Source organism: Cobetia sp. PDI-12MA (genome assembly GCF_059507695.1).
Genome location: NZ_CM183351.1, coordinates 3,353,192 through 3,375,117, shown reverse-complemented (window position 1 = coordinate 3,375,117; position 21,926 = coordinate 3,353,192). Strand labels below are relative to the sequence as shown.

Genomic DNA, 21,926 nt, shown 5'->3' with positions numbered 1-21,926 from the left:
CAGCCAGATGAACAGCCAGGCGGTAGACGTTGAAAAAGAGCGGGGGACTCTAACGAGTCTCCCGCTCTTTTTTTGTTGGCCACGGTCCAGCGTGCTCACGCCTCGCTGTTGATGCTCAACTGCTCTTGACGGGGGCCGTGGCACAGGATTCGAGCCGATATCCGTACTGATAGACGCTTTTCAGCCTGAGCCCACGGCTGCCGTTCAGTCCTAACTTGCGCCGCAAGCGGCTGACGTGGGTGTCGACCGTACGGGTCGAGATATCCCCGTTGACCCCCCAGATCATCTCCAGCAGGTAGGCGCGTGAGTAAAGCTCTCCGACATGGCGCAGCAGCAGGGAGGCCAGCTGATACTCGCGCTGGGTCAGGGCGACCGGCTCCTCGCCGCACCAGATGGTATGTTCATCCGGCTCGATCCGGTATTGATCGCTGATGGCCACCTTGGGTTGCAGGTAATTGGTGTCGGAGGTGACGAAACGCCTGCCCAGCGCTTCCACACGCGCCGCGAGCTCGGCAGGGCGGATCGGCTTGGCCAGGAAGTCATCGGCACCGTGCTGAAGCGCATGCACGACATCCTCCTCTCCCTGGCTTGCGGTGATGAACAGGATCAGCCCCCGCCAGCCGTGCTCGCTGCGCAGCGTGCGTGTCAGCTCCATGCCGCAGGCATCCGGCAGTTGCCAGTCGATGATCAGCAGGTCGAAGCTGTGCTCGCGCAGTGCGCGCAACAACTGACTGGCGCGCTCGAAGCCTGCCAGCTCATGTCCCTGGGCCTCTAGACACAGGGTCAGGTAATCACGTTGATCATGATCATCTTCCAGAATGCCGATTTGCATGTCGCTGCCTCCCTGCGTGGGTATCGCAAGCAGTCTACGCGTCTCTTGCGTGAGACCGCGTCACAATGGTTCACGTTTGGCAGGACGATGACGACATATACTCGAGTTCATCCCCTCTCGCTGCTTTATGGCGCGGTGCCGCTGCTGACGCGTGAATGGCGAGGATGATACGCGACGGCGAATCCCCGGCCGTCGTCCATGGTTGTCCATGACCCCTGGAGTCTTCCCATGCCGCTTCTCATTCTCCTGCGATGCCTCACCATGGCGTTACCCCGTATGCGCCACTGGCTTGTGCTGCTGACACTGTCGTTTTCCCCCTTCGCCATGGCCCTCGAGGCTCCGCAGGGGCCGGTGGTGCTGCGCGTCACCGGGGATGTTACCCATGCCAACGCCGGAGGCGAGGCGCATTTCGATCGCGCCATGCTCATGGCGCTGACGCAACGGGAAACCGTGACCACGACTCCCTGGCATGACGGCGAAGTGAGCTTCAGCGGTCCGCTCGGTTCAGCGTTGATGGAGGCAGTGGGCGTCGAGGATGGCACCATGCGTATCGTGGCGCTCAACGACTACGCCGCCACCGCGCCGGTGCAGGACTATTTCGATCATCCGGTGATACTGGCCATGGAAGTCGATGGCAAGCGACTGCGTGTGCGCGACAATGGCCCCATCTTCATCATCTACCCCTTCAGTGAGCAGCCGGATCTCCTCAACGAGGAAATCATGACCCGCTCTGTCTGGCAGGTGAAGCGCATTGAAATTGAACGCTGACCCCGCTTTTACCGCTCAACTTCATGAGCTCTGGCAGGATGCCCGTGCATGAACCCACTCCGTTCCCTGCATTTCAGAACCGCCATCGCCATTGCCGCGACGTTGTTCTTCGTCTCGGCATTGGTGACTGGCGTTCTGGTCTATCAGCGTCAGCAGGCACTCGAGCACAAGCTGCGTGAGAATCTGATCTGGGCGGTCTATCAGTTCGACAGGGAAGTTCGCGAGCTGCGCATGGTGGTGGCCGAGGAACAGAAGACCCCGACGCCGCCCGCCTTGATGGATGACAGCGAGCTGCTGTTGCGGCTCGACATCCTCTATAGCCGGGTGCAGCTTCTGCAAAGCGGCCAATTGGGCAGCATGCTGGCGGGGATGCCCGATCTGCATTCCCAGTTGATGGCCATGTTGCCCAGAATCGAGGTGCTGGACAGCGCCATCATGGACCTGGCGAGTCGTCAGGCGCGTGATGCGTCCCTCTATGTTCAGATACTCAGCCGGCTTGCCTCGCTTCAGGAGCAGACCGGCGAGCTGCTGCTGAACATCAATTCCGAGGCCGCTATCCAACGCACCAAGGAGCGCTCGGAGCTCCTGAACCTGTATGCCCTCGCACTGTCGCTGGTGCTGCTGATGACGTTGAGCGGCATCGTGCTGGTGGTCGCGCTGATCGTCGAGAGTCGCGGACGGGCCTCAAAGACCCGCAAGCTGGAGGAACGCACCCAGGAGCTGGATGGCATGGTGCAGCTGGCTCAGGCGGCCAGTCGTGCCAAGTCGGAATTCATGGCGATCATGAGCCATGAGATACGCACCCCGCTCAATGGCATGGTCGGCGTGTCGGACCTCATCGGCGAGGAAGTCTCGACCCGGCGTGGCCAGCAATATCTGGCGATGTTACGCCAGAGTGCCGAGAGTCTGCAGGCCGTCATCAATGATGTGCTGGATTATTCCAAGATCGAAGCCGGCAAGCTGGAACTGGATCAGCGCTGCTTCTCGCTGCCCGAATTCCTCGATTCCCTGGCCGCGCACTACCATCGCCAGACAGGCAATGCCGGCAAGGGATGCTCGCGCATCTTCCTCGAAGAACGTGGCGATGACCTGCCTATCTGGGTCAAGGGGGACGTCAATCGCCTGCGTCAGGTACTGACCAACCTGCTCAACAACGCCTTCAAGTTCTGTCCCCAGGGCACCATCCGGCTGAGGGCATCATTGGAAGATGGCGAGACGCTTCATTTCGAGGTTCACGACAGCGGTTGCGGGATCGCCGCCGACCAGGTGAGCCAGTTGTTTGCCCCCTTCACCCAGGTGGATACCTCGATTGCGCGCCGTCATGAAGGCACCGGGCTCGGGCTTGCCATCTGTAAGCGACTGGTGGAGGCGATGGGCGGCGAGATCGGCGTCGAGAGCCATCTCGGGCTCGGCAGCCGCTTCTGGTGCCGCGTGCCATTGCCGGTATTGACCGCCGCCGAGGCTTGTCCGCAGCAGGCGGTGGGAGATGCGCCCTTGCCCCACGCAAGCGTGCTGGTGGTGGAAGACAACGAGGTCAATCAGTCACTGGCGCGGGCCATGCTCGAGTATCTGGGACAGCAGGTCACGGTGGTGGAAGACGGTGAGCAGGCACTCGAATGGCTGGCGCAGGCTGGCAACGATGTCGATCTGGTGTTCATGGACATGCAGATGCCGGTACTGGATGGCGTCGAGACAACGCGTCGCTGGCGTCATCACGAGGCCGAGCAACCCGCCAGCGCTCGTCTGCCGATCATCGCGATGACCGCCAACGTGATGCAGGAGGATGCACGCCGCTGTATCGATGCCGGCATGCAGGGGGTGCTGCACAAACCTTTCACGCGTGATGATCTGCATCGGGTACTGCAACAGTATCTGGTCCAGAGCTCTGATTCGCAGGAGAAGGTGCTCGCGCCAGACAAGCCAGAGGCTTCGGCTGGCGAGCGGACAACCGCCGTGCAGGCACCTGGCGATGATGGCGTCAGCTCGTCAGCGGCTGAAGATCAGGACGCGCAGATCGACGCTGCTCCGGCGCTCGATGTGGCAACTGACGACTCAGTCGCGCGCGCTCTGTCTGATGCCGCGCCGTCATTGCTGCAACACGCAACCTGTCAGGAGCTGCTCGCGACCCTGAGTGGCGAGGCCTATTCACGGCTGCTGAGCAATTATCTGACGCGGCTCGAAGGACGCCTTGATCTAATGGTAACTCTGCTGAAGCAGAGGGATCTTACGGAGCTCAAGCGCGAGGCACACTCCCTGAAAGGGGCGTCAGCCTCGCTGGGATGCAGCGGCATTGCCGGTGGCGCCAAGGCGCTGGAGGAGGCCGTGAGCAGCGACGACATGCCCCGGGTACACCAGCATGTCGCCACGTTGCGCTCCTTGTGTATACCGACGCGGGACAGCCTCCTCGCAGAAGGCTATCTGTTCTCCTGAGAGTATTGGGACGTGATGGCGTGATAGATCGCTGTTAGCTTCACTACCGCCCCTCTTGTTCTCCCGTTCCCGCCTTCACTCGTTCTCTTCATCCTGGCCCTCACTACACAGACGCCACCCATGGTGACATGGGTGGCGTCTGTGTAGTGAAGGAGTTGCGGTATTTCCGCTGACTGTCTTGTGTTGCGGGGGATGTCAGCTCCCTCAGTGGACGGCGGAGGCGTGGCGTTGGCTGAGTGCATTGACAGCGCTGGGCGGGCAGCGACTCCAGGCATTGAAATCGGTGACGGGCATGGGGCGCGCGAACAGATAACCCTGGCCGATATTGCAGCGGGTATCGCAGAGGTAATCGCGTTGTTCCGCGGTCTCGATGCCTTCACCGACCACTGCGAGATTCAGGCGCTGACCCAGTTCGACGATGGTACGGGTGATGGCGCGCGCTTCCGGGTGGCTGTCGCTGCGCCCGACGAAGCATTGGTCGATCTTCAGCTCGTCGAATGGCAGGTTGTAGAGCTGCATCATCGAGGAGAAACCGGTGCCGAAGTCATCCAGCGCCAGGCGATAGCCGCGCTCGCGAATGGCATTCAGCAGGTGACGAGCATAGGTGAGGCAGTCGATCCCGCAGCTCTCCGTGAGTTCCAGCGTGATGGAGTGCGGATCGACATGATGCTGACTGGCCAGGGCGTCCAGCGTCTTCAGCATGTCACGGGTGCGCAGCAGCTGCGGTGACAGGTTGAGAGCGAGATCAAGGTGAAGCCCCTGGGACTGCCATTGGCCCTGCTGGCGGAAGCCATGCTCGATGACCTGCCAGGTGAGGGCCTCGATACGGTTGCTGCGCTCCGCCAGGGCAATGAACTGGTTAGGCATGACCATGCCGCGTAGAGGATGCTGCCAGCGCACGAGAGCCTCCGCGCCGCTGAGCCGGCCGCTGGCGAGGTCGATCTTGGGCTGGTAGACGAGGTGAAGCTGGCGCTCGGTCAGAGCATCATCCAGCTCATCAAGTGTCAGCGGATTGCGTTGCTTGTCTAGCTCTGCCAGCAGAGAGGCCAGATGCATGATGTCGAAGGGTTTGCCGAGTTGGCCCAGCATCTCCAGACCGCTGCGCTTGCCCCTGGCGACCATCGCTTGCATGTCGTCGTTGTGACAGGCGCTCATCAGAATGATGCCCGCCTCGACATTGCGTTCGCGTAGATAGCCGAGCACATCATCTCCGGTGAAGTCGCCCAGTTCGTAGTCCACCAGGATGAGGTCCGTCTCCAGACAGGCGGGGTTGCAGGCGATGTCCTGCAGCCCTTCGCTTTGCGTGCAGTCGAAACCATGGGCGGAAAGCAGCCCGTTGATGAGTTCACGAAAATCTGGGTCGTCGTCAATGATGAGTGCGTGTCGAGTCATGTAAGGCATCCTCAAGCGAGTGTCGGGAATACGCTCGCTCCGTTGCGCTTGAAGTGTCTGCATGAGCAGTGCGCAGGCGAGCAGGTGATTCCAGATTAGCAATGCGGTTACATGATTCGCGGATATCGACACATTTGACGGCTTCTTTTTACATTCGGGAAGTCAGGTCGATAGTTCAGAGAGCGGGTAGCGTGAGCCAGCCATGGGAGAGGCTGCCAGGGGCAGCTGGCCAAGGAGAGGCGGGGAAGATCAGCCAACAAGCAAGGGGCGGGCAGCTGGATGGAAACTGCCGCCGCTCGCGCAGCCCCGGGTTCTCCAGAGGGCCGCGCGAGTGGGTGTTACCTCAGACTGACACCTGAGACTGATCAAGCCACACCATACAGTTGGCTTCAGCGCAGTCGATTGCAGTCGGGTTTCTCGCCGGCGGCGCGGGCCTGCTGATAGGTCGGCAGAGCGGTCTCGAGGCGCTCGTTGAGGGCCGCCATGCGCTGCTCATCACTGGGGTGCGTCGACATCCACACCGGGGGTTGCGCACCACCGGCAGCGTTCATGTTGGCCCACAGCTTGATACTGGCGCGCGGGTCGAAGCCGGCTTCGGCCATCAGGTCGAGTCCCAGCAGGTCGGCTTCGGACTCGTGGGAGCGTGAGAACGGCTTGAGCACGCCGTATTCCGCGCCCATGCCCAGCAGGCCCATGAGCTGATCGCCACCGGTGCCTTCGAGGCCTGCCAGTGCCTGGGTCAGTGACAACCCGGCGGAGGTCAGCGATTGGGTCGAGACGCGCTCGTTGGCGTGGCGCGCCAGCACGTGGGCGATCTCGTGGCCGATGACGGTCGCCAGCTGGTCCTGATTCTCGGCGACCTCAAGCAACCCGGTGTTGACGCCGATATAGCCGCCCGGCAGCGCGAAGGCATTGGCGGACTCGTCCTCGAATACCTTGACCTGCCAGCCGCTGATGCCATAGCTGGCAGGCACCTTGGCGGTCACCGCATCCGCCACGCAGCTGACGTAGGCATCCTGACGACCTTCCACCACCGGCAGCTCCTGCTGGTACTTGCTGAAGCTGGCTTCCCCCATCTTCTCCAGTTCCTGATCCGAGTAGAGGGTCAGCTGGCTGCGGCCCAGCGGAGAGCTGGCGCAGGCACTCAGGGCGACGGACGCCGCAAGGGCCGCCAACGGGAGCAGACGACGCAGGGCGCGGGGAGATGAGAGATCGAGCAATCCTGGCATTGGGGCCTCCTGGCTAGATGACGTGACAATCTTCAAGCGCACGGCAGGGCGACGCTGAACGTGCAAGAAACGTGCAGATAGCATAACCGGATAGACGCAATGGTGCAGTCAGCGAAATGATACGTTGCTGAGATCACAGCAACGTCGGGCCAGACGGGCCCGCCGGGCATGAGATACTGGGCGTGATCTGATGGGCCTGCCACGGCCCGGACCCCATGTATCTGACAGGGAATCATCATGTCGCCAGAGTTTGAACGCCGCCTCTCGCATCTGCTGGACCGACTCGAACCGATGCTGCCGCCGACGGCTGTCGAAGTGGACTGGACACGCGATGTCGCCGCCTTGTGGACTCGCCACTCGCTGGGAGGGCGCCTGACGCCGATCGCGCCGCGTGACGCCCTGACACTTGAGGATCTGCTCGGCATCGCACGCCAGAAGCGTGAGCTGCTGGCCAACACTCGCGCCTTCCTTGCGGGCAAGCCGGCCAACCACGCGCTGCTGTGGGGTGCGCGTGGTACCGGCAAGTCATCGCTGGTCCGCGCACTGCTCAATACCCTGGGTCGTGAGGGGCTGCGTCTGATCCAGATCGATCGCCACGACCTGCCGGCACTGCCGGCGCTGGTCGCCGAGCTGGCTCAGCAGCCGCATCGCTTCATCGTCTACTGTGATGACCTGTCCTTCGAGGGCAGTGATGACGCCTACAAGGCGCTCAAGAGTGTACTGGATGGCACACTGACCGGCCCGCCGGAGAATGTGCTGCTATATGCCACCTCCAACCGTCGTCATCTTCTGCCGGAGCACATGAGCGACAACCAGGCCACCCACATCGTCGATGGCGAGCTGCATCATGGCGATGCGGTGGAAGAGAAGATCTCGCTGTCGGACCGCTTCGGCCTGTGGCTGGCCTTCCACCCCTTCAATCAGGATGCCTATCTGGAGACCTGTCAGCATTGGGTGGAATGGCGTCTGGGCGCTGGCAGCTTCGATGAGGCGGCGCGTGGCGAGGCGCTGCGCTACGCTACCCAGCGCGGGGTGCGTAGCGGGCGCGCCGCCTGGCAGTTCGCCAATCTGTGGGCGGGGCAGAAGACGCTGGAGGCGTGAGCCTGGTGCTTGACGCCCGTGAGATGACTGCGGCGCTTGAGATGCTTGAAACATCAGTGCTCGCGACATGAAAAAGCCGCCCCTGCAGATGACTGCAGGGGCGGCTTTTTCATGGGGCAGGCTGGCGGATCGGATCCGCTGGCCTGCCATCACCCACAGGCGCAGTTCACGCCATCAACGGCGCTGCTTGCGCTCCTTGCGAGCTTCCTTGGTACGCGCCAGTGAACGCTCCTTCGCGCGCTCGCGGTCATCAGCACCCTGGGCCCCATCGAAGGGGTTGTCGCCGGAGCGGAACTCGAAGCGCATCGGCGTGCCCTTGACCTTGAGCACCTTGCGGAAGGTGTTGGTCAGGTAGCGCTTGTAGGCTTCCGGCAGACGGTTGGTCTGGTTGCCGTGCACCACGATCAGCGGCGGATTGGCGCCACCCTGGTGAGCCATGCGCAGCTTGATGCGACGGCCGTTGACCATCGGCGGCTGGTGCGCCTGGGTGGCGTCCTGCAGCAGGGTGGTCAGACGCTTGGTCGACCAGCGGGCCACGGCGCTTTCGAAGGCGCGGTCGATGGACGGGTAGAGGTCACCCACTGCAGTGCCGTGCAGCGCGGAGATGAAGTGCAGGTCAGCGTAGTCGGCAAAGCCCAGACGACGCTTGATCTCGGAGCGCATCTTCTCCTTGGCTTCGCTTTCCAGGCCATCCCATTTGTTGACCACCAGCACCAGCGCGCGGCCGCTGGTCAGCACGAAGTCCAGCAGGTGCAGGTCCTGCTCGACCAGCCCCTGGCGGGCATCGAGCACCATCACGGCGACGTTGCACTTCTTGATCGCTTCCAGTGTCTTGATGATGGAGAACTTCTCCACCACTTCGCGCACGTTCTTGCGACGACGGATCCCGGCGGTGTCGACCAGCAGGTAAGGCTTGCCACGACGCTCGAAGGGAATCTCCACCGCGTCGGTGGTGGTACCGGCCTGGTCATAGACGACCACGCGCTCTTCGCCCAGCAGGCGATTGACCAACGTCGACTTGCCGACGTTCGGGCGACCGATGATGCCGATGCGCACGCCGCGATCATCCAGTTCCGGGTGCAGGTCCTCGTCTTCGCCTTCCTCGACTTCGGGGTAGGGCGAGAGCACCTCTTCCAGCAGCGTGGTGACGTTGCGGCCATGCTCGGCGGCGATGGCGCGCGGGTCACCCAGACCCAGGGTCCAGAAGTCGGACTTGCCGATCTCCTCGTCCATGCCGTCGGTCTTGTTGACCACCAGCCAGGTCTTCTTCTGGTTGACGCGCAGGTGATTGGCGATGGCCTCATCCGCCATGTTCAGACCGGCGCGCGCATCGACCATGAACAGCACGATGTCGGCTTCGTCGATGGCGGCCAGGGACTGGCCGGCCATCATCAGATCGATGCCTTCCTCGTCACCGCTGATGCCGCCGGTGTCGATGACGGTGTAGGGCTTGCCGCCGACCTTGCCGGTGCCGTACTTGCGGTCACGGGTCAGGCCGGGGAAATCGGCGACCAGAGCATCACGGGTCTTGGTGAGGCGATTGAATAGCGTCGACTTGCCGACATTCGGGCGGCCGACCAGGGCGATCACGGGGTTCATGGAATCTCACAGCATTCGCAGGGATAGCATCGATGCCGGCCCCGTACGGTCTGCTTCGAACCATGATGGCTGGAAAGCACCTTGTGCAGGCAGGGCGATAGCGATGATATCGGACTTGGGGCACTGGATGACGACGCAGGCGTCGCATGCATCCAGTATGGTCCGCCGACAGGGGGTCAGCACTGTCGGCGGAAATATCTCGTGGCTGAATCATTGGCTGCGTGGTGCGGCAGGCCTGATCAGCGGGGGCAGCATTCTAGCATTGACAGGGAGTTGCTACCAATGGCGCATTACGACAACGGCAGCCAGGTGGCTGCCGTTGTCGTGACGAGGGCTGAACGAGGCGCATGTCAGATTGCGGGGCAGGCTGACGTGCGCGCTCGATCAGTGGCTTACGGGGCTTCGAGGTCCAGCGCCGTCAGCTCTCCATCGTTGGTGTAGACATAGATGCGCTTGCCTTCGGTCAGCGGGGTAATGCTGATGCCATCGCCCCCCACGTCATAGCGGCCGGCCATCTCGCCGCTCTGGGCGTCGATCAGGTGCACATAGCCTTCGTAGTCACCGACCACCAGCTTGCCATCGACGAAGGCCGGAGAGGTCAGCCAGCGGCCTTCCAGGTCTTCGGACTTCCACAGCACGTTGCCCGTGTTGGCATCCATCGCCAGCACATGGCTGGCGTTGTCGATGCTGAACAGGTAATCGCCGACCACGATGGGCGTCAGATAGCTGGAGGACGGCTTGTCCCACAGCGGCTCGCCGTTGCGAGCGTCCAGCGCGATCAGGCGACCGTTGTAGCTGGTGACGAACAGGCGGCCATCCTGGGTTAGCACCGGCTGGCCATCGAGATCGACCAGCTGGTCCACCTCGGTACGCCCGGCCGGCACGGCAACGCGCAGGTCCCACAGTTCCTGACCTGAGCGATTGTCGAGCGTGACCAGCTTGCCGTTGGCGAAGCCCGCGAAGGTGACCGGCTGGATGACGCGCGGTGCGCCGGTGCCACGCAGCGTCAGAGCCGGAATCGTGGCCGAATAGGCCCACTGCTCTTCGCCGGTGAAGCGATCAAGCGCGGTCACGGTGCCATCGACGCTCTGCACCACGACCAGCTCGTCGTTGTACTGCGGCGCGGCCAGCACTTCACTGGAGACACGCGTGCTCCACTCGATGCTGCCATCTTCCTGGCTGACGGCGCTGACCTTGCCATCGCGCGTACCGACGTACAGGCGGGAGGCATCGGCATTCAGTGCGCTGGTGATGCCAGCCGGCAACCGTGTCTGCCAGATGTCGTCGCCACTGTCGGCGGCGAGGGCTTCCAGTTCACCGCCTTCGGCACCGACGAACAGCCTGTCGTTGGCGAAGATCGGGGACAACGGATAGTGGGCACGGCCAAGGCCATTGCCGACCGATTCGCTCCAGACGGAATCCAGCGCGACCTGGCGATCGAAATCGACCAGCTCCTTGGGCGCATATTCCGGTTGGGCACTGCTGGCGCAACCGGCCAGCAGACTCACGGCCAGCAGCGAGGCCGGTACGCTCAGACGACGAGTGACGCTCATGAAGAAGACTCCGCAGCCAGATCGGCGAGTTTCAGGTCGAGACCGTAGACCGGCTGACCACTTTCCTGCGACAAGGCGCTGGCCTGCTGATAAGCGGCGATGGCCTCATCACGCTTGTCCTGTGCGGCCAGGGCATCGCCACGCACCGCAGCCGCCTGCGCTGCCAGCGGCGCCGGCGGGCTCTTTAGCAGGGCGAGTGCCGCGTCGTTGTCGCCGCGCTCGACGTTGATTCGCGCCAGACGCAGGCTGGCCAGCCCCTGCAGATAGCTGTCATCGCTGTTGTCGATCACGCTCTGCAGCGCCGTGGCGGCTGCATCGAGATCGTTGGCCTTGACCGACATGCTGGCATCCAGCAGGTGCGCCATCTGGGTGTAGAGGCTGTCGCCGTGCTCGCTTTCCAGTTCGCCGATCAACGTACGCGCCTGCTTGACACCGGCGTCTTCCAGCTTGGGCTGGCTGACGAGGCTGATCAGTTGCTGGTAACGCACGGAGGCCGCTTCGGACTGGCTGGCTTCGTAGTTCTGCCAGGCCTTGAAGGCAAAGACACCGGCGCCGGCCAGTACGACACCGGCAATCAGTGACTTGCCGTTCTCGCTCCACCAACGCTTGATGGCTTCAAGCTGTTCTTCTTCGCTTCTGAGCTCTTCCGCCACGGGCGGTCTCCTTGACCTGGCCGGCATGCCGGCACTTGCATTCGAGAGGCGGAGAGCTGGCTCTCCGCCCGATATTCATTGGCAGTCTCAGGCGTCGAAGACGCTGTCGAGACGTTCGCCCAGCGCACGCTGGTTCAGCGTTTCCTGGTCGCGTTCCTCGCGCAGGAACTTGAGCGCCACCGTGCCTTCGATGACTTCATTCTCACCAAGAATCAGCGCGATGCGTGCACCGCTCTTGTCGGCCTTCTTCATCTGACTCTTGAAGCTGCCGCCACCGCAATGCAGCACCAGGCGCAGGTTGGGCAGGGCGGTGCGCAGCTCTTCGGCCAGACGCATGGCTTCGCCTTCGGCCTGCTCGCCCATCGACATCAGGTAGACATCGACGGTCTCGCGGACGTCCTGCGGTACCAGTTCCAGCGTCTCGAGCAACAGGATGAGGCGTTCGACGCCCATCGCGAAGCCGACCGCCGGTACCGGCTTGCCGCCCAGCTGTTCGAACAGGCTGTCGTAGCGGCCGCCGGCACACACGGTGCCCTGGCTGCCCAGCGCGGTGGTGGTCCATTCGAACACACTGCGCGAGTAGTAATCGAGGCCACGCACCAGGCGCGGGTTGATGACGTACTCGATGCCGGCGGCGTCGAGACGTGCCTTGAGGCCCTCGAAGTGCACGCGGGATTCTTCATCCAGGTGATCCCCCAGACGCGGTGCGGCGTCGACGACGGCGGCCATGTCCGGGTTCTTGGTGTCGAGGATGCGCAGCGGGTTGCTGTGCAGACGACGCTTGGAGTCTTCGTCGAGGACATCCAGGTGCTGTTCGAAGTATTCGACCAGCAGGTCACGGTAGGCGGCACGCGCCTCGAGGCTACCCAGCGAGTTGAGCTCGAGCGTGACGTGCTCCAGCAGGCCCAGCTGACGCCACAGACGCGCGGAGATCAGGATCATCTCGGCATCGATGTCCGGACCTTCCATGCCGTAGGCTTCGACGCCCACCTGATGGAACTGACGATAACGGCCCTTCTGCGGGCGCTCGTGGCGGAACATCGGGCCGGTGTACCACAGACGCTGGATCTGGTTGTGGACCAGGCCATTCTCCATCGCCATGCGCACGCAGCTGGCGGTGCCTTCCGGACGCAGGGTCAGGCTGTCGCCGTTACGGTCGTCGAAGGTATACATCTCCTTCTCGACGATGTCGGTGACTTCGCCGATGGAGCGCTTGAACAGCGCGGTCTGCTCGACGATGGGGGTGCGGATCTCGCGATAGCCGTATTGGCCCATCAGCGCTTCCACCTGGTGCTCGAAGTATTGCCATACCGGTGACTGGTCCGGCAGCAGGTCGTTCATGCCACGAATGGCCTGGATCTTGGTACTCAACGTTCTCTCCTGAATTCTTGCGCGTCTCCCCACGGCGCTCGCATGACGTCATGCAGGCGGGTGGGGAGACGAAGGCGCGTCACTCTCGACGCGCAAGCCAGCCGAGACAAGCTCAGCTCTGGCGAATGATGGTGTCGGCCTCACGGGCCTCTTTTTCCGCGACCTTGTCACGGATGAGTCGCTCAAGATCGTCAACCAGGGTGTCATTGGTCAACTTGCTGGCCGGCTTGCCGTCCAGGTAGACCAGGTTGGCGGGGCTGCCGCCGGTCAGGCCGACATCGGTCTCCTTGGCTTCGCCGGGGCCATTGACGACACAGCCGATGACCGAGACGTTCAGCGGCGTCATCACGTCTTCAAGACGTGTCTCCAGTTCGTTCATGGTCTTGATGACGTCGAAATTCTGACGCGAGCAGCTGGGACAGGCAATGAAGTTGATGCCCTTGGCGCGCAGCTTGAGGCTCTTGAGCATGTCGAAGCCGACCTTGATCTCCTCGACCGGGTCCGCTGCCAGTGACACGCGGATGGTGTCACCGATGCCATCCATCAGCAGCATACCCAGGCCGATGGAAGATTTGACGGTGCCCGAGCGCAGGCCGCCGGCTTCGGTGATGCCCAAGTGCAGCGGCTGTTCGATGCGCGCCGCCAGGTCACGATAGGCGGCGACGGCCATGAACACGTCGCTGGCCTTGACGCTGACCTTGAAGTCCTGGAAGTCGAGGCGGTCCAGATGGTCGATGTGACGCATGGCAGATTCGACCAGCGCCGCCGGTGTCGGTTCGCCGTATTTCTTCTGCAGGTCCTTTTCCAGGGAGCCTGCATTGACGCCGATGCGGATCGGGATGCCGTTGTCGCGTGCGGCGCTGACCACGGCACGCACGCGGTCTTCACGACCGATGTTGCCCGGGTTGATGCGCAGGCAGTCGACGCCAAGTTCCGCCACACGCAGGGCGATCTTGTAATCGAAGTGGATATCGGCCACCAGCGGAATGTTGCTCTGCTGCTTGATGCGACCAAAGGCTTCGGCGGCATCCATGTCCGGCACGCTGACACGCACGATATCGGCACCGGCATCCTCGAGGCGCTTGATCTGCGCGACGGTGGCGGCGACATCGTTGGTATCGGTGTTGGTCATGCTCTGCACGGAAATCGGTGCATCGCCGCCGACGGCCACATTGCCGACATGAATCTTGCGCGAGACGCGGCGCTTGATGGGGGAGTGACTATGCATGGGATTCCGGATCATTCACCGAGGGTAAGTTTGGCGACACTGCCGCGCGTCACGCGCGTGAGGTCGACCGCTTCATTCATGTAACGCAATTCGACGCCAGAGGCATTGCCGATGGTCAGCGTGAAGGGCGGCTTGCCCTCCAGCGTCGTGCTGGTGCCGGCCTCGTTGCTGCCGCGCAGCAGGCGCTTGCCATCGGCATCACGGATGTCGGTCCAGGAATTGATGTTGAACGTCAATTCGAGCTTGCGCGGGTCTGCCGCCGGTGCAGCGTCCTCTGCTGCGCTCTCTTGTGAGGAGGCGGCACTGGCATCGGCGTCAGCGGTGCTATCGGTGGCAGCGCCAGATGCTGACGTGCCAGCCTCTGCAGCGCCCGGCGCGGCGGCAGTTGCGCTCGTATCGAGCGCGTCAGCACTCTGCGCTGTGGCCTCGGACGAGGCTGCTGCCTCGACGGAAGATGCATCACCGGTAGCAGTGGAGGGCGGCGCCGTTTCACTGGCAGAGGACTGCGAGAGCGAAAGCTCGATGGAGCCATCGGCGTTCACGACCGGTGCGTCGTTGTCCGCATCGCTGCCACCTTCGAGGGCGGAGGTTTCGGCCGGCGAGGTGCGGCCATAATCGCCACTCTGCCACCACACGTAGCTGAGGCCGATCAGGCCAGCGATGACCAGCAGGCTGACGAGGCGGAACAGGTACTTGCCCATCTTGCCCGGCGGGCGCACCGACGGTGTGGAGCTGGGAGTGTAGCGCTCGGCTTCGGTAGTGCCGAACTGGGCATTGTACTGCCCGACGATCGCTTTCTCGTCCATGCCCAGCAGACGGGCATAGGCACGCAGATAGCCGCGACGATACGCGGCAATGGGAATCTGGTCGTAGTGGTCGCGTTCCAGATCATCGACCAGGCTGGGGCGCAGGTTGAGCTGTGTCGCCACCTCATCACGCGACAACCCCTGATGCTCGCGCTCCAGCTTGAGGCGCGTGCCAGGCAGTGAATCACTGGCGTGCTGATCAGGGGCGGGTTGATGTTCGCTCATGGCGCATCCTTGTAAGGAAAAACTGACTACCGAACGCACATCCGGGCGCTCTTCCGGTACTGCGGGAACTGCTCCTGATACTGACGCTGGAGCATGCTGACTGATGCTATCGCGCGATTGGCCGGGTGCTGCACGACTCGTCGGTCATCGTGCGAGTGAGCAGCGTGAAAAGCGATGACCCCCATGCCAATCGACGCGCACGAACATATGTTCGTCCGCGTCGGCACTATACCAAGCCCGCGCCGAGATTTTCACCGGCATTTCGGTCTTCTCGGTCCTGCTTGCAGCGACCCCGCCCACGAGGTGGCGCCATCAGTGGCGTCATTGCGCCTCGCTCAGGGAGTGCGAATCACCGCGCGACCGGATTCCCGTGTCATGACCTGCTCCAGCTGACGGCTGTAGAGATCTGCCAGACGGTTGTCGCCGCGTGCGGTGGCCACATCGACGGCCAGAGCGAGACTGTCGCTATCGGTACCTGCCAGACGGAAGTAGCGGCTCAGCGCCGACTGGGCCGCGTCATTGTCGCCGGCGTCATGCGACATGCGTGCCACCGCCAACCAGGCCTCTGACTCACGCGGGTTGATCTTGACGGCGCGTTCGAAACTCTTCGCGGCCTCGCTGGTCTTGCCCAGCTGCAACTGACAGCGCCCCAGATTGGTATAGAGCTGGCCACGGTTGTCGTAGGTCAGGTCTTCTGCCGCGATCTCGAGCTGCCGACAGGCCTCGACGTATTCACCGCGAGAATAGAGAAAGGCCGCGTAGTTGTTGCGCGCACGGGTAAAGGACGGATCGCTGGAAATGGCCTGATTGAAATAGTCATCGGCGAGCACATTCTCACCCTGGCGCTGGTAGATCATCGCCAGTCCGGCCTTGGCCTCGGCATTGTTGCTCTGCAGCTTGAGTGCCTTCTGGAAGGCGCTGTCGGCGCGTTGCAGCTGATTACGACCCAGATAGGCCTCTCCGAGTTCCACGTAGGCATTCGAGGCCTTGTTGTCATCCGGCGGAGCGTAGGGGTCGTTGGTTTCCACGCGTGTCGCGCAGCCTGCGAGGGTCAGGCCGGCAAGCCCGAGGCACAGCAGCAGGGCTCTGGTGCGGCGAGTGATGCCGCGAGCAGCGGAGCGGGTGTGGGAATCATGCTGACAGGGGCCCTGTGCGGCAGTGTCATGCGCGACAGGGTCATGCTCATTGGTGCGATGACGGGGCAGACGACTCGGCATGCAATCCTCGCGTGAATGAAGGCTCATGATGTGCCTGCGGGCGAGGGTCGCGGCAGGCAACAAAAGCGCCCCCATCAAAGCGCCGCACCTGCCACAAGTCAAGGTGGCAGGGCGGCGCATGGCCATGGCGATAGCGTCAGATCAGGGCTGGCAGCCGCTCAGTCGGCGTCGAGCTGGATGGCGTTGATGTAACGCTCGGCGCGACGGGTGCGATCCTTGACCTGACCGACCAGCTGGCCACAGGCGGCGTCGATGTCATCGCCACGCGTCGCGCGCACCGGTGCGGTATAGCCCAGCTCATAGAGACGCTGCTGGAAGCGCATCACCTGGTTGCGTGACGGCTTCTCGTAACCGGAATGCGGGAACGGGTTGAACGGGATCAGGTTGATCTTGCACGGCAGCTCGTCGAGCAGCGCGGCCAGTTCCTCGGCGTGCTTGATCTGGTCGTTGACGTCCTTGATCAGGGTGTACTCGATGGTGACGATACGTGCGTCGTCACACTTGGCCAGGTAGCGATGGCAGGAGTCGAGCAGCGCGCGAATGTTCCACTTGCGGTTGATCGGCACCAGCACGTTGCGCAGTTCATCGTTGGCCGCGTGCAGCGAGATCGCCAGGCTGACATCCATCTCGTCACCGAGCTGGTCCAGCTTGGGCACCACACCGGAGGTGGAGAGGGTGACGCGACGCTTGGACAGGCCATAGGCGTTGTCATCCAGCATCAGCTTCATCGCCGGCACGACGTTGTCGTAGTTCATCAGCGGCTCGCCCATGCCCATCATCACCACGTTGGTGACCGGACGCTTGCGGGTGTCCTTGCGGTCTTCGGCGCCACGGGTGGCGACCCATACCTGGCCGATGATCTCGGCGGCGGTCAGGTCACGCTCGAAGCCCTGCTTGCCGGTGGAGCAGAAGCTGCAGTCCAGCGAGCAACCGACCTGGGAAGACACGCACAGGGTGCGACGGTTGCCGTTCTCGGAGGGGATCAGCACGGTCTCGACGTAGCTGCCATCGCTGACTTCCAATACCCACTTGCGGGTCCCGTCCTTGGACTCGCCTTCATAGACGATGCCCGGCGCACGGATCTCGGCGACCTGCTTGAGGCGCTCGCGCAGCGGCTTTGCCAGGTTGGTCATCTCGTCGAAGCTGTCGACGCCTTCCTGGTGAATCCATTTCATCACCTGGGTGGCACGGAATTTCTTCTCGCCGATGCTCTCGAAGAAGGCTTCCATCGCCGGGCGCGGCAGGCCCAGCAGGTTGGTGAGCTTGACGGCGGCAGGCGCCGCGGCATCGGTGGCAGTTGCAGTGGTATCAGTCATGGTATGGGCCGGTCGTGTCAGGGATGGGCAGGCGTCTCACAAAGGATAGACGTCTGCAGGGCGACGCTGTCAGCGGAGGTGGCGATGGCTCGCAGACCTCAAGAGGCTCTCGTCATCAGCGCAGTGCGCGTGGGCGTCACATGGCGTGGGGAGAGGGCGCTGCAGCGGCTTTCAGAAAAGCGTATCGGACCTGCTCAAGCGTCGAATCTGCTTCAGGAGATGCATGCTGTCGCGCGGCGCTTCAGCACGTCCGATACCACGACGGCCCCGCCTCGCAGGCAGGGCCGTCGTGTCATGCACGGCAGAGAGACGCGTGCCCCGAAGGGCTGGGCTTCTCAGTCGTACAAGGCGAAATCAACCGCGCGGGCAGATTTCGTTGTCGCCGAAGAAGTAGGCGATTTCGCGAGCGGCAGATTCCGGCGCGTCAGAACCGTGAACGGCGTTGGCGTCGATGGAAGTGGCGAAGTCTGCACGGATGGTGCCGGCTTCAGCTTCCTTCGGGTTGGTAGCGCCCATCAGGTCGCGGTTCTTGGTGATGGCGTCTTCGCCTTCCAGCACCTGGATCATGACCGGGCCGGAAGTCATGAAGCCGACCAGCTCACCGAAGAAGCCACGTTCGCTGTGCTCAGCGTAGAAGCCTTCGGCCTGTTCCTTGGACAGGTGAACCATCTTGGAAGCGACGATCTGCAGACCGGCCTTCTCGAAGCGAGAGTAGATTTCGCCGATCACGTTCTTGGCAACGGCATCCGGCTTGATGATGGACAGAGTACGCTGAGTCATGGTGAATCTCCTGAGACAAGCTTTGAAGAGCCGCACGGCAGATGCCGCACGGCGGAAAACGGGCTCTGTCGGCATGCGCGCGACAAAAGTGGGCGGCATTATAGCGGCAAGTGCCACCGGCTGCATCCATCATGCCTGAGTCGCATGACGCGCAGATGGCAAGCGCCTCGTCGGCATGGGCTGGCGAGGCGCTGAGGGTCGGCTCAGACGTTGAGGTCTGGCTTGGACGCTGAAGCCTGGTCTACACGCTGAAGCTCTCGCCACAACCACACTCGTCCTTGACGTTGGGGTTGTTGAAGCGGAAGTAGCGGTTCAGGCCGTCCTTGACGTAATCCACTTCGGAGCCGTCGAGCACGGTGAGGGCTTCGGTGTCGACATAGACGGTGGCGCCGTGATCGACGAAGACGGCGTCTTCCTCGTTGGCCTCGTCGGCGAAGTCGAGCACGTAGCTGTAGCCGGAGCAGCCGCTGGGCTTGACCGAGACACGCAGGCCAAGGCCGTGGCCGCGCTCGGCCAGCACGACGCGGATCTGGTCGGCGGCGGAGGGGGAAATCGACAGGTGTGCCATGAGCAGTCTCCCGGGTCAGGCGCGCAGCGAGATCAGGGCATGCCTGAGTTCGCCGAGCGCGGATTCAATGTCGGTGGCGGTGGTGAAACGTCCGAAGCTGAAGCGCAATGACGCCAGCGCCAGTGGACGGGGCACCCCGATGCCGGTGAGGACGAACGACGGTTCGACACTGGCGGAATTGCAGGCCGAACCGGTGGAAATCGCGATGCCGCGCAGCGCCATCAGCATCGCCTCGCCATCCACGCCCTCGAAGGCGAGATTGACGATGTTGGGCGCGCTGACCTCTATATCGGTATTGAAGTGCACGCCTTCAAGGCCGGCAAGCCCGGCGACGAACTGGTCACGCAGCGCGACGAGGTGCTGGTGGTCGGCGTCGAACTGCCCGGCGCTCAGACGGTAGGCCTCGCCCATGCCGACGATCTGATGGGTCGGCAGGGTGCCGGAACGCATGCCGCGCTCATGACCACCGCCGTGGATCAGGGCATCGACCTTGATCTGCGGCTGGCGACGCACGTACAGCGCACCGATGCCCTTGGGGCCGTAGGCCTTGTGGGCGGACAGCGACAGCAGGTCGATGGGCTGACGGCTGACATCGATCTGCACCTTGCCGGGCGCCTGGGCGGCATCGACATGGAAGGCCGCACCATGCGAGTGGGCGATGTCGCCCAGCGCCTCCAGGTCATTCAGGCTGCCCAGCTCGTTGTTCACCGCCATCAGCGATACCAGGGTGGTATCGCTGCGCAGGGCGTCGCGCAGGCTGTCCGGGCTGATGCGCCCGTCAGGCTGCGGGGCGATGCGCGTGACCTCGAAGCCTTCCGCTTCCAGTGCACTGGCGGTATCCAGAATCGCCTTGTGCTCGATGGTCGAGGTGATCAGATGGCGGCCGCGCGCGGCATTGGCACGCATGTAGCCGGTCAGCGCCAGGTTGTCGGCTTCGGTGGCACCGCTGGTCCAGACGATCTCGCGCGGGTCGGCACCGATCAGATCGGCGACCTGACGACGCGCACCCTCGACGGCCTGCTCGGCCAGCCAGCCCGGCATGTGACTGCGCGAGGCCGGGTTGGCGAAGGTGCCGTCCTGCGTCAGGTGACGCATCATCAGCTCGGCGACGCGCGGGTCGACGGGCGTGGTGGCGGCATAGTCAAGGTAGATCGGCTGGGACATGGTGACTTCCTGAAGACACGACAGACAGTGATGACGGTGAACGTGATGAAGGCGATCTCGAGGGCGGCGGGGCGCGGCGAGCATCGCCTGGCCTGCTCAGCCTGGCAAACGTGGCTCAGCTGCCTTGCATGACGGTGATCGGTGTCGGCTCGCATGCCTTGCGCTGGCGACTGGCGATCTGGCGAATCTCTTCGCGCGCGACCAGGTCGGCCAGGCTGATGCCGTCGAGGAAGCCGTGGATCTCGTCGGACAGATCACACCACAGGTGGTGCGTCAGGCAGGTGTCACCGGCCTGACAGTCCGACATTCCCTGACAGCGTGTGGCATCAACTGACTCGTTGACGGCGTCGATGATGCACGCCACCGAGGTGGTCTCGAGTTCGGTATCCAGTAGATAACCGCCACCGGGACCACGCACGCTCTTGACCAGACCTGCACGCCGCAGACGCGCAAACAGTTGCTCCAGATACGACAGCGAGATGCCTTGGCGTTCGGAAATATCGGCCAGACAGGTCGGGCCGCAGCTGGCATGCAGGGCCAGATCGAGCATCGCGGTGACGGCGTAGCGTCCCTTGGTGGTCAGGCGCATGACAGAGTCCGTGAGCAGATGGAGCCTGCGACGTTGAGGACGAGGCCGGGCATAGTCGCCGCCTCTGGCGAGACGGCGTCTCAATGCGCCCCATTATGGTGGGGTGGTCTGGCGGGGTCAATCCCGACTGAATTGGTCAACTTTAGCCATGCTGACGTTCGGCGGGTTCCTGAGTATCGCTTGCCTGCTCGGTCGGCGAGTGCCCAGTCGATGACCCTTGGGTCGAGGTCTGCTCGGAACTGGAGGCTGCCCGAGCCTTGGGCGAGGTGCTGCCCTGGGCCGCGGCCACGTCAGCGACGGCCGTCTCGCCACCGCAGGGCCCTAGTTCATCGATCAGCTGGGCGAAGTCGGCATCGTCGAGCTCGGGCAGGCGCCCGGCGCGATAGCTGGCATCCAGCTTGCGCAGCGTGCCGCACATCTGTTCGATGCGCTTGTCCACGGCATGCATGTGATCGAGCATCGCATGCATGGAGCGCGCGACCGGGTCGGGCATGTCCTGGCCCATGCCATAGGCGTCAAAGCCGAACTTCTCCTTCATGGCCTCGCGGCTTTCCGGGTCGACCGACGGCTCCTCCGCCACATCCGGCTCGGCGCGCTTGACGATCTTGCCGGGAATGCCGACGACGGTGGCACCGGCAGGCACTTCACGCGTGACCACGGCATTGGAGCCGACCTTGGCGCCGGCACCGACGGTGAACGGGCCGAGAATCTTGGCACCGGCACCGACGATGACACCGTCGCCGAGGGTCGGGTGGCGCTTGCCGGCGTTCCAGGTGGTGCCGCCGAGAGTGACGCCGTGATAGAGGGTCACGTCATCGCCGATCAGGGCAGTCTCGCCGATCACGACGCCCATGCCGTGGTCGATGAAGAAGCGGCGACCGATGGTGGCGCCCGGGTGGATCTCGATGCCGGTCAACCAGCGCATCAGGGTCGAGCCGGTGCGCGCCAGCCATTTGGCGTTGTGGCGCCATAGCCAGTGATTGATGCGATGGGCCACCAGTGCATGCAGGCCCGGATAGTTGGTCAGGACTTCAAAGAAGTTGCGCGCCGCCGGATCACGGGCAAACACGCTATCGATGTCTTCACGCAGTCGAGTGAACATGGC

General features: G+C 63.2%; 19 protein-coding genes. 3 read left to right on the top strand and 16 right to left on the bottom strand.

The features are described 5' to 3' along the window. Window positions 1-115: 115 nt before the first annotated feature. A complete protein-coding gene (locus AC5WNI_RS14285) occupies window positions 116-832 on the bottom strand; it encodes a response regulator transcription factor (RefSeq protein ID WP_175089132.1) in 717 nt (238 codons plus the stop codon). A gap of 276 nt (window positions 833-1,108) precedes the next feature. On the opposite strand from AC5WNI_RS14285, the gene AC5WNI_RS14280 reads away from it, so the two are divergent. Together AC5WNI_RS14280 and AC5WNI_RS14275 are read left to right on the top strand one after the other, a co-directional pair. Further along, a complete protein-coding gene (locus tag AC5WNI_RS14280) occupies window positions 1,109-1,600 on the top strand; it encodes a putative pterin-binding protein (RefSeq protein WP_175089303.1) in 492 nt (163 codons plus the stop codon). 48 nt (window positions 1,601-1,648) lie between these two features. Then, window positions 1,649-4,030: an ATP-binding protein gene (locus tag AC5WNI_RS14275; protein ID WP_175089133.1), complete on the top strand. Its 2,382-nt coding sequence runs from the start codon at window positions 1,649-1,651 to the stop codon at window positions 4,028-4,030. A gap of 204 nt (window positions 4,031-4,234) precedes the next feature. Here AC5WNI_RS14275 and AC5WNI_RS14270 read toward each other — a convergent pair whose 3' ends face one another. Further along, window positions 4,235-5,422 carry an EAL domain-containing response regulator gene (locus AC5WNI_RS14270; RefSeq protein ID WP_175089134.1) on the bottom strand — a complete coding sequence of 396 codons (1,188 nt, stop codon included), beginning with the start codon at window positions 5,420-5,422 and terminating at the stop codon, window positions 4,235-4,237. Between the two features lie 389 nt (window positions 5,423-5,811). Further along, window positions 5,812-6,651 (bottom strand): M48 family metallopeptidase, encoded by an 840-nt coding sequence (locus AC5WNI_RS14265; RefSeq protein ID WP_175089135.1) that lies wholly within the window; start codon window positions 6,649-6,651, stop codon window positions 5,812-5,814. Window positions 6,652-6,888: 237 nt separating this feature from the next. Between AC5WNI_RS14265 and AC5WNI_RS14260 the strand changes: the two genes are divergently transcribed. Then, on the top strand, window positions 6,889-7,752 hold the full coding sequence (locus tag AC5WNI_RS14260) for an ATP-binding protein (protein ID WP_175089136.1): 864 nt from the start codon (window positions 6,889-6,891) through the stop codon (window positions 7,750-7,752). Window positions 7,753-7,926: 174 nt separating this feature from the next. Here the strand turns inward: AC5WNI_RS14260 and der are convergent, their stop codons facing one another. The 13 genes from der to cysE all read right to left on the bottom strand — a co-directional run bounded on the left by der (window position 7,927) and on the right by cysE (window position 21,923). Continuing rightward, the gene (gene der / locus AC5WNI_RS14255; RefSeq protein WP_043333806.1) at window positions 7,927-9,351 is read right to left on the bottom strand and encodes a ribosome biogenesis GTPase Der; all 1,425 of its coding nucleotides are present in this window, start codon (window positions 9,349-9,351) and stop codon (window positions 7,927-7,929) included. Window positions 9,352-9,743: 392 nt separating this feature from the next. Continuing rightward, entirely contained in the window at window positions 9,744-10,904 is a 1,161-nt protein-coding gene (bamB, locus tag AC5WNI_RS14250) for an outer membrane protein assembly factor BamB (RefSeq protein WP_175089137.1), read from the bottom strand. Beyond that, the gene (locus AC5WNI_RS14245; RefSeq protein ID WP_233593351.1) at window positions 10,901-11,557 is read right to left on the bottom strand and encodes a YfgM family protein; all 657 of its coding nucleotides are present in this window, start codon (window positions 11,555-11,557) and stop codon (window positions 10,901-10,903) included. Before AC5WNI_RS14245 ends, bamB begins: the two co-directional genes overlap by 4 nt. A gap of 87 nt (window positions 11,558-11,644) precedes the next feature. Beyond that, the gene (gene hisS, locus AC5WNI_RS14240; protein ID WP_175089139.1) at window positions 11,645-12,928 is read right to left on the bottom strand and encodes a histidine--tRNA ligase; all 1,284 of its coding nucleotides are present in this window, start codon (window positions 12,926-12,928) and stop codon (window positions 11,645-11,647) included. A gap of 112 nt (window positions 12,929-13,040) precedes the next feature. After that, window positions 13,041-14,156, bottom strand: coding sequence for a flavodoxin-dependent (E)-4-hydroxy-3-methylbut-2-enyl-diphosphate synthase (gene ispG / locus AC5WNI_RS14235; protein ID WP_043333809.1), 1,116 nt, complete (start codon window positions 14,154-14,156; stop codon window positions 13,041-13,043). An 11-nt stretch (window positions 14,157-14,167) separates the two neighbouring features. Further along, entirely contained in the window at window positions 14,168-15,187 is a 1,020-nt protein-coding gene (locus AC5WNI_RS14230; protein ID WP_175089140.1) for a RodZ domain-containing protein, read from the bottom strand. 335 nt (window positions 15,188-15,522) lie between these two features. After that, window positions 15,523-16,431 carry a type IV pilus biogenesis/stability protein PilW gene (gene pilW / locus AC5WNI_RS14225; RefSeq protein WP_175089141.1) on the bottom strand — a complete coding sequence of 303 codons (909 nt, stop codon included), beginning with the start codon at window positions 16,429-16,431 and terminating at the stop codon, window positions 15,523-15,525. A 131-nt stretch (window positions 16,432-16,562) separates the two neighbouring features. Continuing rightward, on the bottom strand, window positions 16,563-17,720 hold the full coding sequence (rlmN, locus tag AC5WNI_RS14220) for a dual-specificity RNA methyltransferase RlmN (RefSeq protein ID WP_175089142.1): 1,158 nt from the start codon (window positions 17,718-17,720) through the stop codon (window positions 16,563-16,565). 354 nt (window positions 17,721-18,074) lie between these two features. After that, window positions 18,075-18,500 (bottom strand): nucleoside-diphosphate kinase, encoded by a 426-nt coding sequence (ndk, locus tag AC5WNI_RS14215; RefSeq protein WP_043333812.1) that lies wholly within the window; start codon window positions 18,498-18,500, stop codon window positions 18,075-18,077. Window positions 18,501-18,741: 241 nt separating this feature from the next. Next, window positions 18,742-19,068, bottom strand: a complete 327-nt coding sequence (locus AC5WNI_RS14210) for a HesB/IscA family protein (protein WP_166020123.1) — start codon at window positions 19,066-19,068, stop codon at window positions 18,742-18,744. Window positions 19,069-19,083: 15 nt separating this feature from the next. Then, window positions 19,084-20,232 (bottom strand): aminotransferase class V-fold PLP-dependent enzyme, encoded by a 1,149-nt coding sequence (locus tag AC5WNI_RS14205; protein WP_487885794.1) that lies wholly within the window; start codon window positions 20,230-20,232, stop codon window positions 19,084-19,086. 115 nt (window positions 20,233-20,347) lie between these two features. Continuing rightward, window positions 20,348-20,821 carry a Fe-S cluster assembly transcriptional regulator IscR gene (gene iscR, locus AC5WNI_RS14200; protein WP_175089144.1) on the bottom strand — a complete coding sequence of 158 codons (474 nt, stop codon included), beginning with the start codon at window positions 20,819-20,821 and terminating at the stop codon, window positions 20,348-20,350. Window positions 20,822-20,963: 142 nt separating this feature from the next. Continuing rightward, complete coding sequence (gene cysE, locus AC5WNI_RS14195; RefSeq protein ID WP_285461619.1) at window positions 20,964-21,923, bottom strand: serine O-acetyltransferase; 960 nt, start codon at window positions 21,921-21,923, stop codon at window positions 20,964-20,966. Window positions 21,924-21,926: the final 3 nt, after the last annotated feature.

Coding starts and splice junctions, on each gene's coding strand:
- AC5WNI_RS14210 (WP_166020123.1), bottom strand. CDS start 19,068: ATGGCACACCTGTCGATTTCCCCCTCCGCCGCCGACCAGATCCGCGTC.
- rlmN (WP_175089142.1), bottom strand. CDS start 17,720: ATGACTGATACCACTGCAACTGCCACCGATGCCGCGGCGCCTGCCGCC.
- pilW (WP_175089141.1), bottom strand. CDS start 16,431: ATGAGCCTTCATTCACGCGAGGATTGCATGCCGAGTCGTCTGCCCCGT.
- bamB (WP_175089137.1), bottom strand. CDS start 10,904: ATGAGCGTCACTCGTCGTCTGAGCGTACCGGCCTCGCTGCTGGCCGTG.
- AC5WNI_RS14275 (WP_175089133.1), top strand. CDS start 1,649: ATGAACCCACTCCGTTCCCTGCATTTCAGAACCGCCATCGCCATTGCC.
- AC5WNI_RS14205 (WP_487885794.1), bottom strand. CDS start 20,232: ATGTCCCAGCCGATCTACCTTGACTATGCCGCCACCACGCCCGTCGAC.
- AC5WNI_RS14260 (WP_175089136.1), top strand. CDS start 6,889: ATGTCGCCAGAGTTTGAACGCCGCCTCTCGCATCTGCTGGACCGACTC.
- AC5WNI_RS14270 (WP_175089134.1), bottom strand. CDS start 5,422: ATGACTCGACACGCACTCATCATTGACGACGACCCAGATTTTCGTGAA.
- iscR (WP_175089144.1), bottom strand. CDS start 20,821: ATGCGCCTGACCACCAAGGGACGCTACGCCGTCACCGCGATGCTCGAT.
- ispG (WP_043333809.1), bottom strand. CDS start 14,156: ATGCATAGTCACTCCCCCATCAAGCGCCGCGTCTCGCGCAAGATTCAT.
- AC5WNI_RS14265 (WP_175089135.1), bottom strand. CDS start 6,651: ATGCCAGGATTGCTCGATCTCTCATCTCCCCGCGCCCTGCGTCGTCTG.
- AC5WNI_RS14285 (WP_175089132.1), bottom strand. CDS start 832: ATGCAAATCGGCATTCTGGAAGATGATCATGATCAACGTGATTACCTG.
- AC5WNI_RS14230 (WP_175089140.1), bottom strand. CDS start 15,187: ATGAGCGAACATCAACCCGCCCCTGATCAGCACGCCAGTGATTCACTG.
- cysE (WP_285461619.1), bottom strand. CDS start 21,923: ATGTTCACTCGACTGCGTGAAGACATCGATAGCGTGTTTGCCCGTGAT.
- der (WP_043333806.1), bottom strand. CDS start 9,351: ATGAACCCCGTGATCGCCCTGGTCGGCCGCCCGAATGTCGGCAAGTCG.
- ndk (WP_043333812.1), bottom strand. CDS start 18,500: ATGACTCAGCGTACTCTGTCCATCATCAAGCCGGATGCCGTTGCCAAG.
- AC5WNI_RS14280 (WP_175089303.1), top strand. CDS start 1,109: ATGCGCCACTGGCTTGTGCTGCTGACACTGTCGTTTTCCCCCTTCGCC.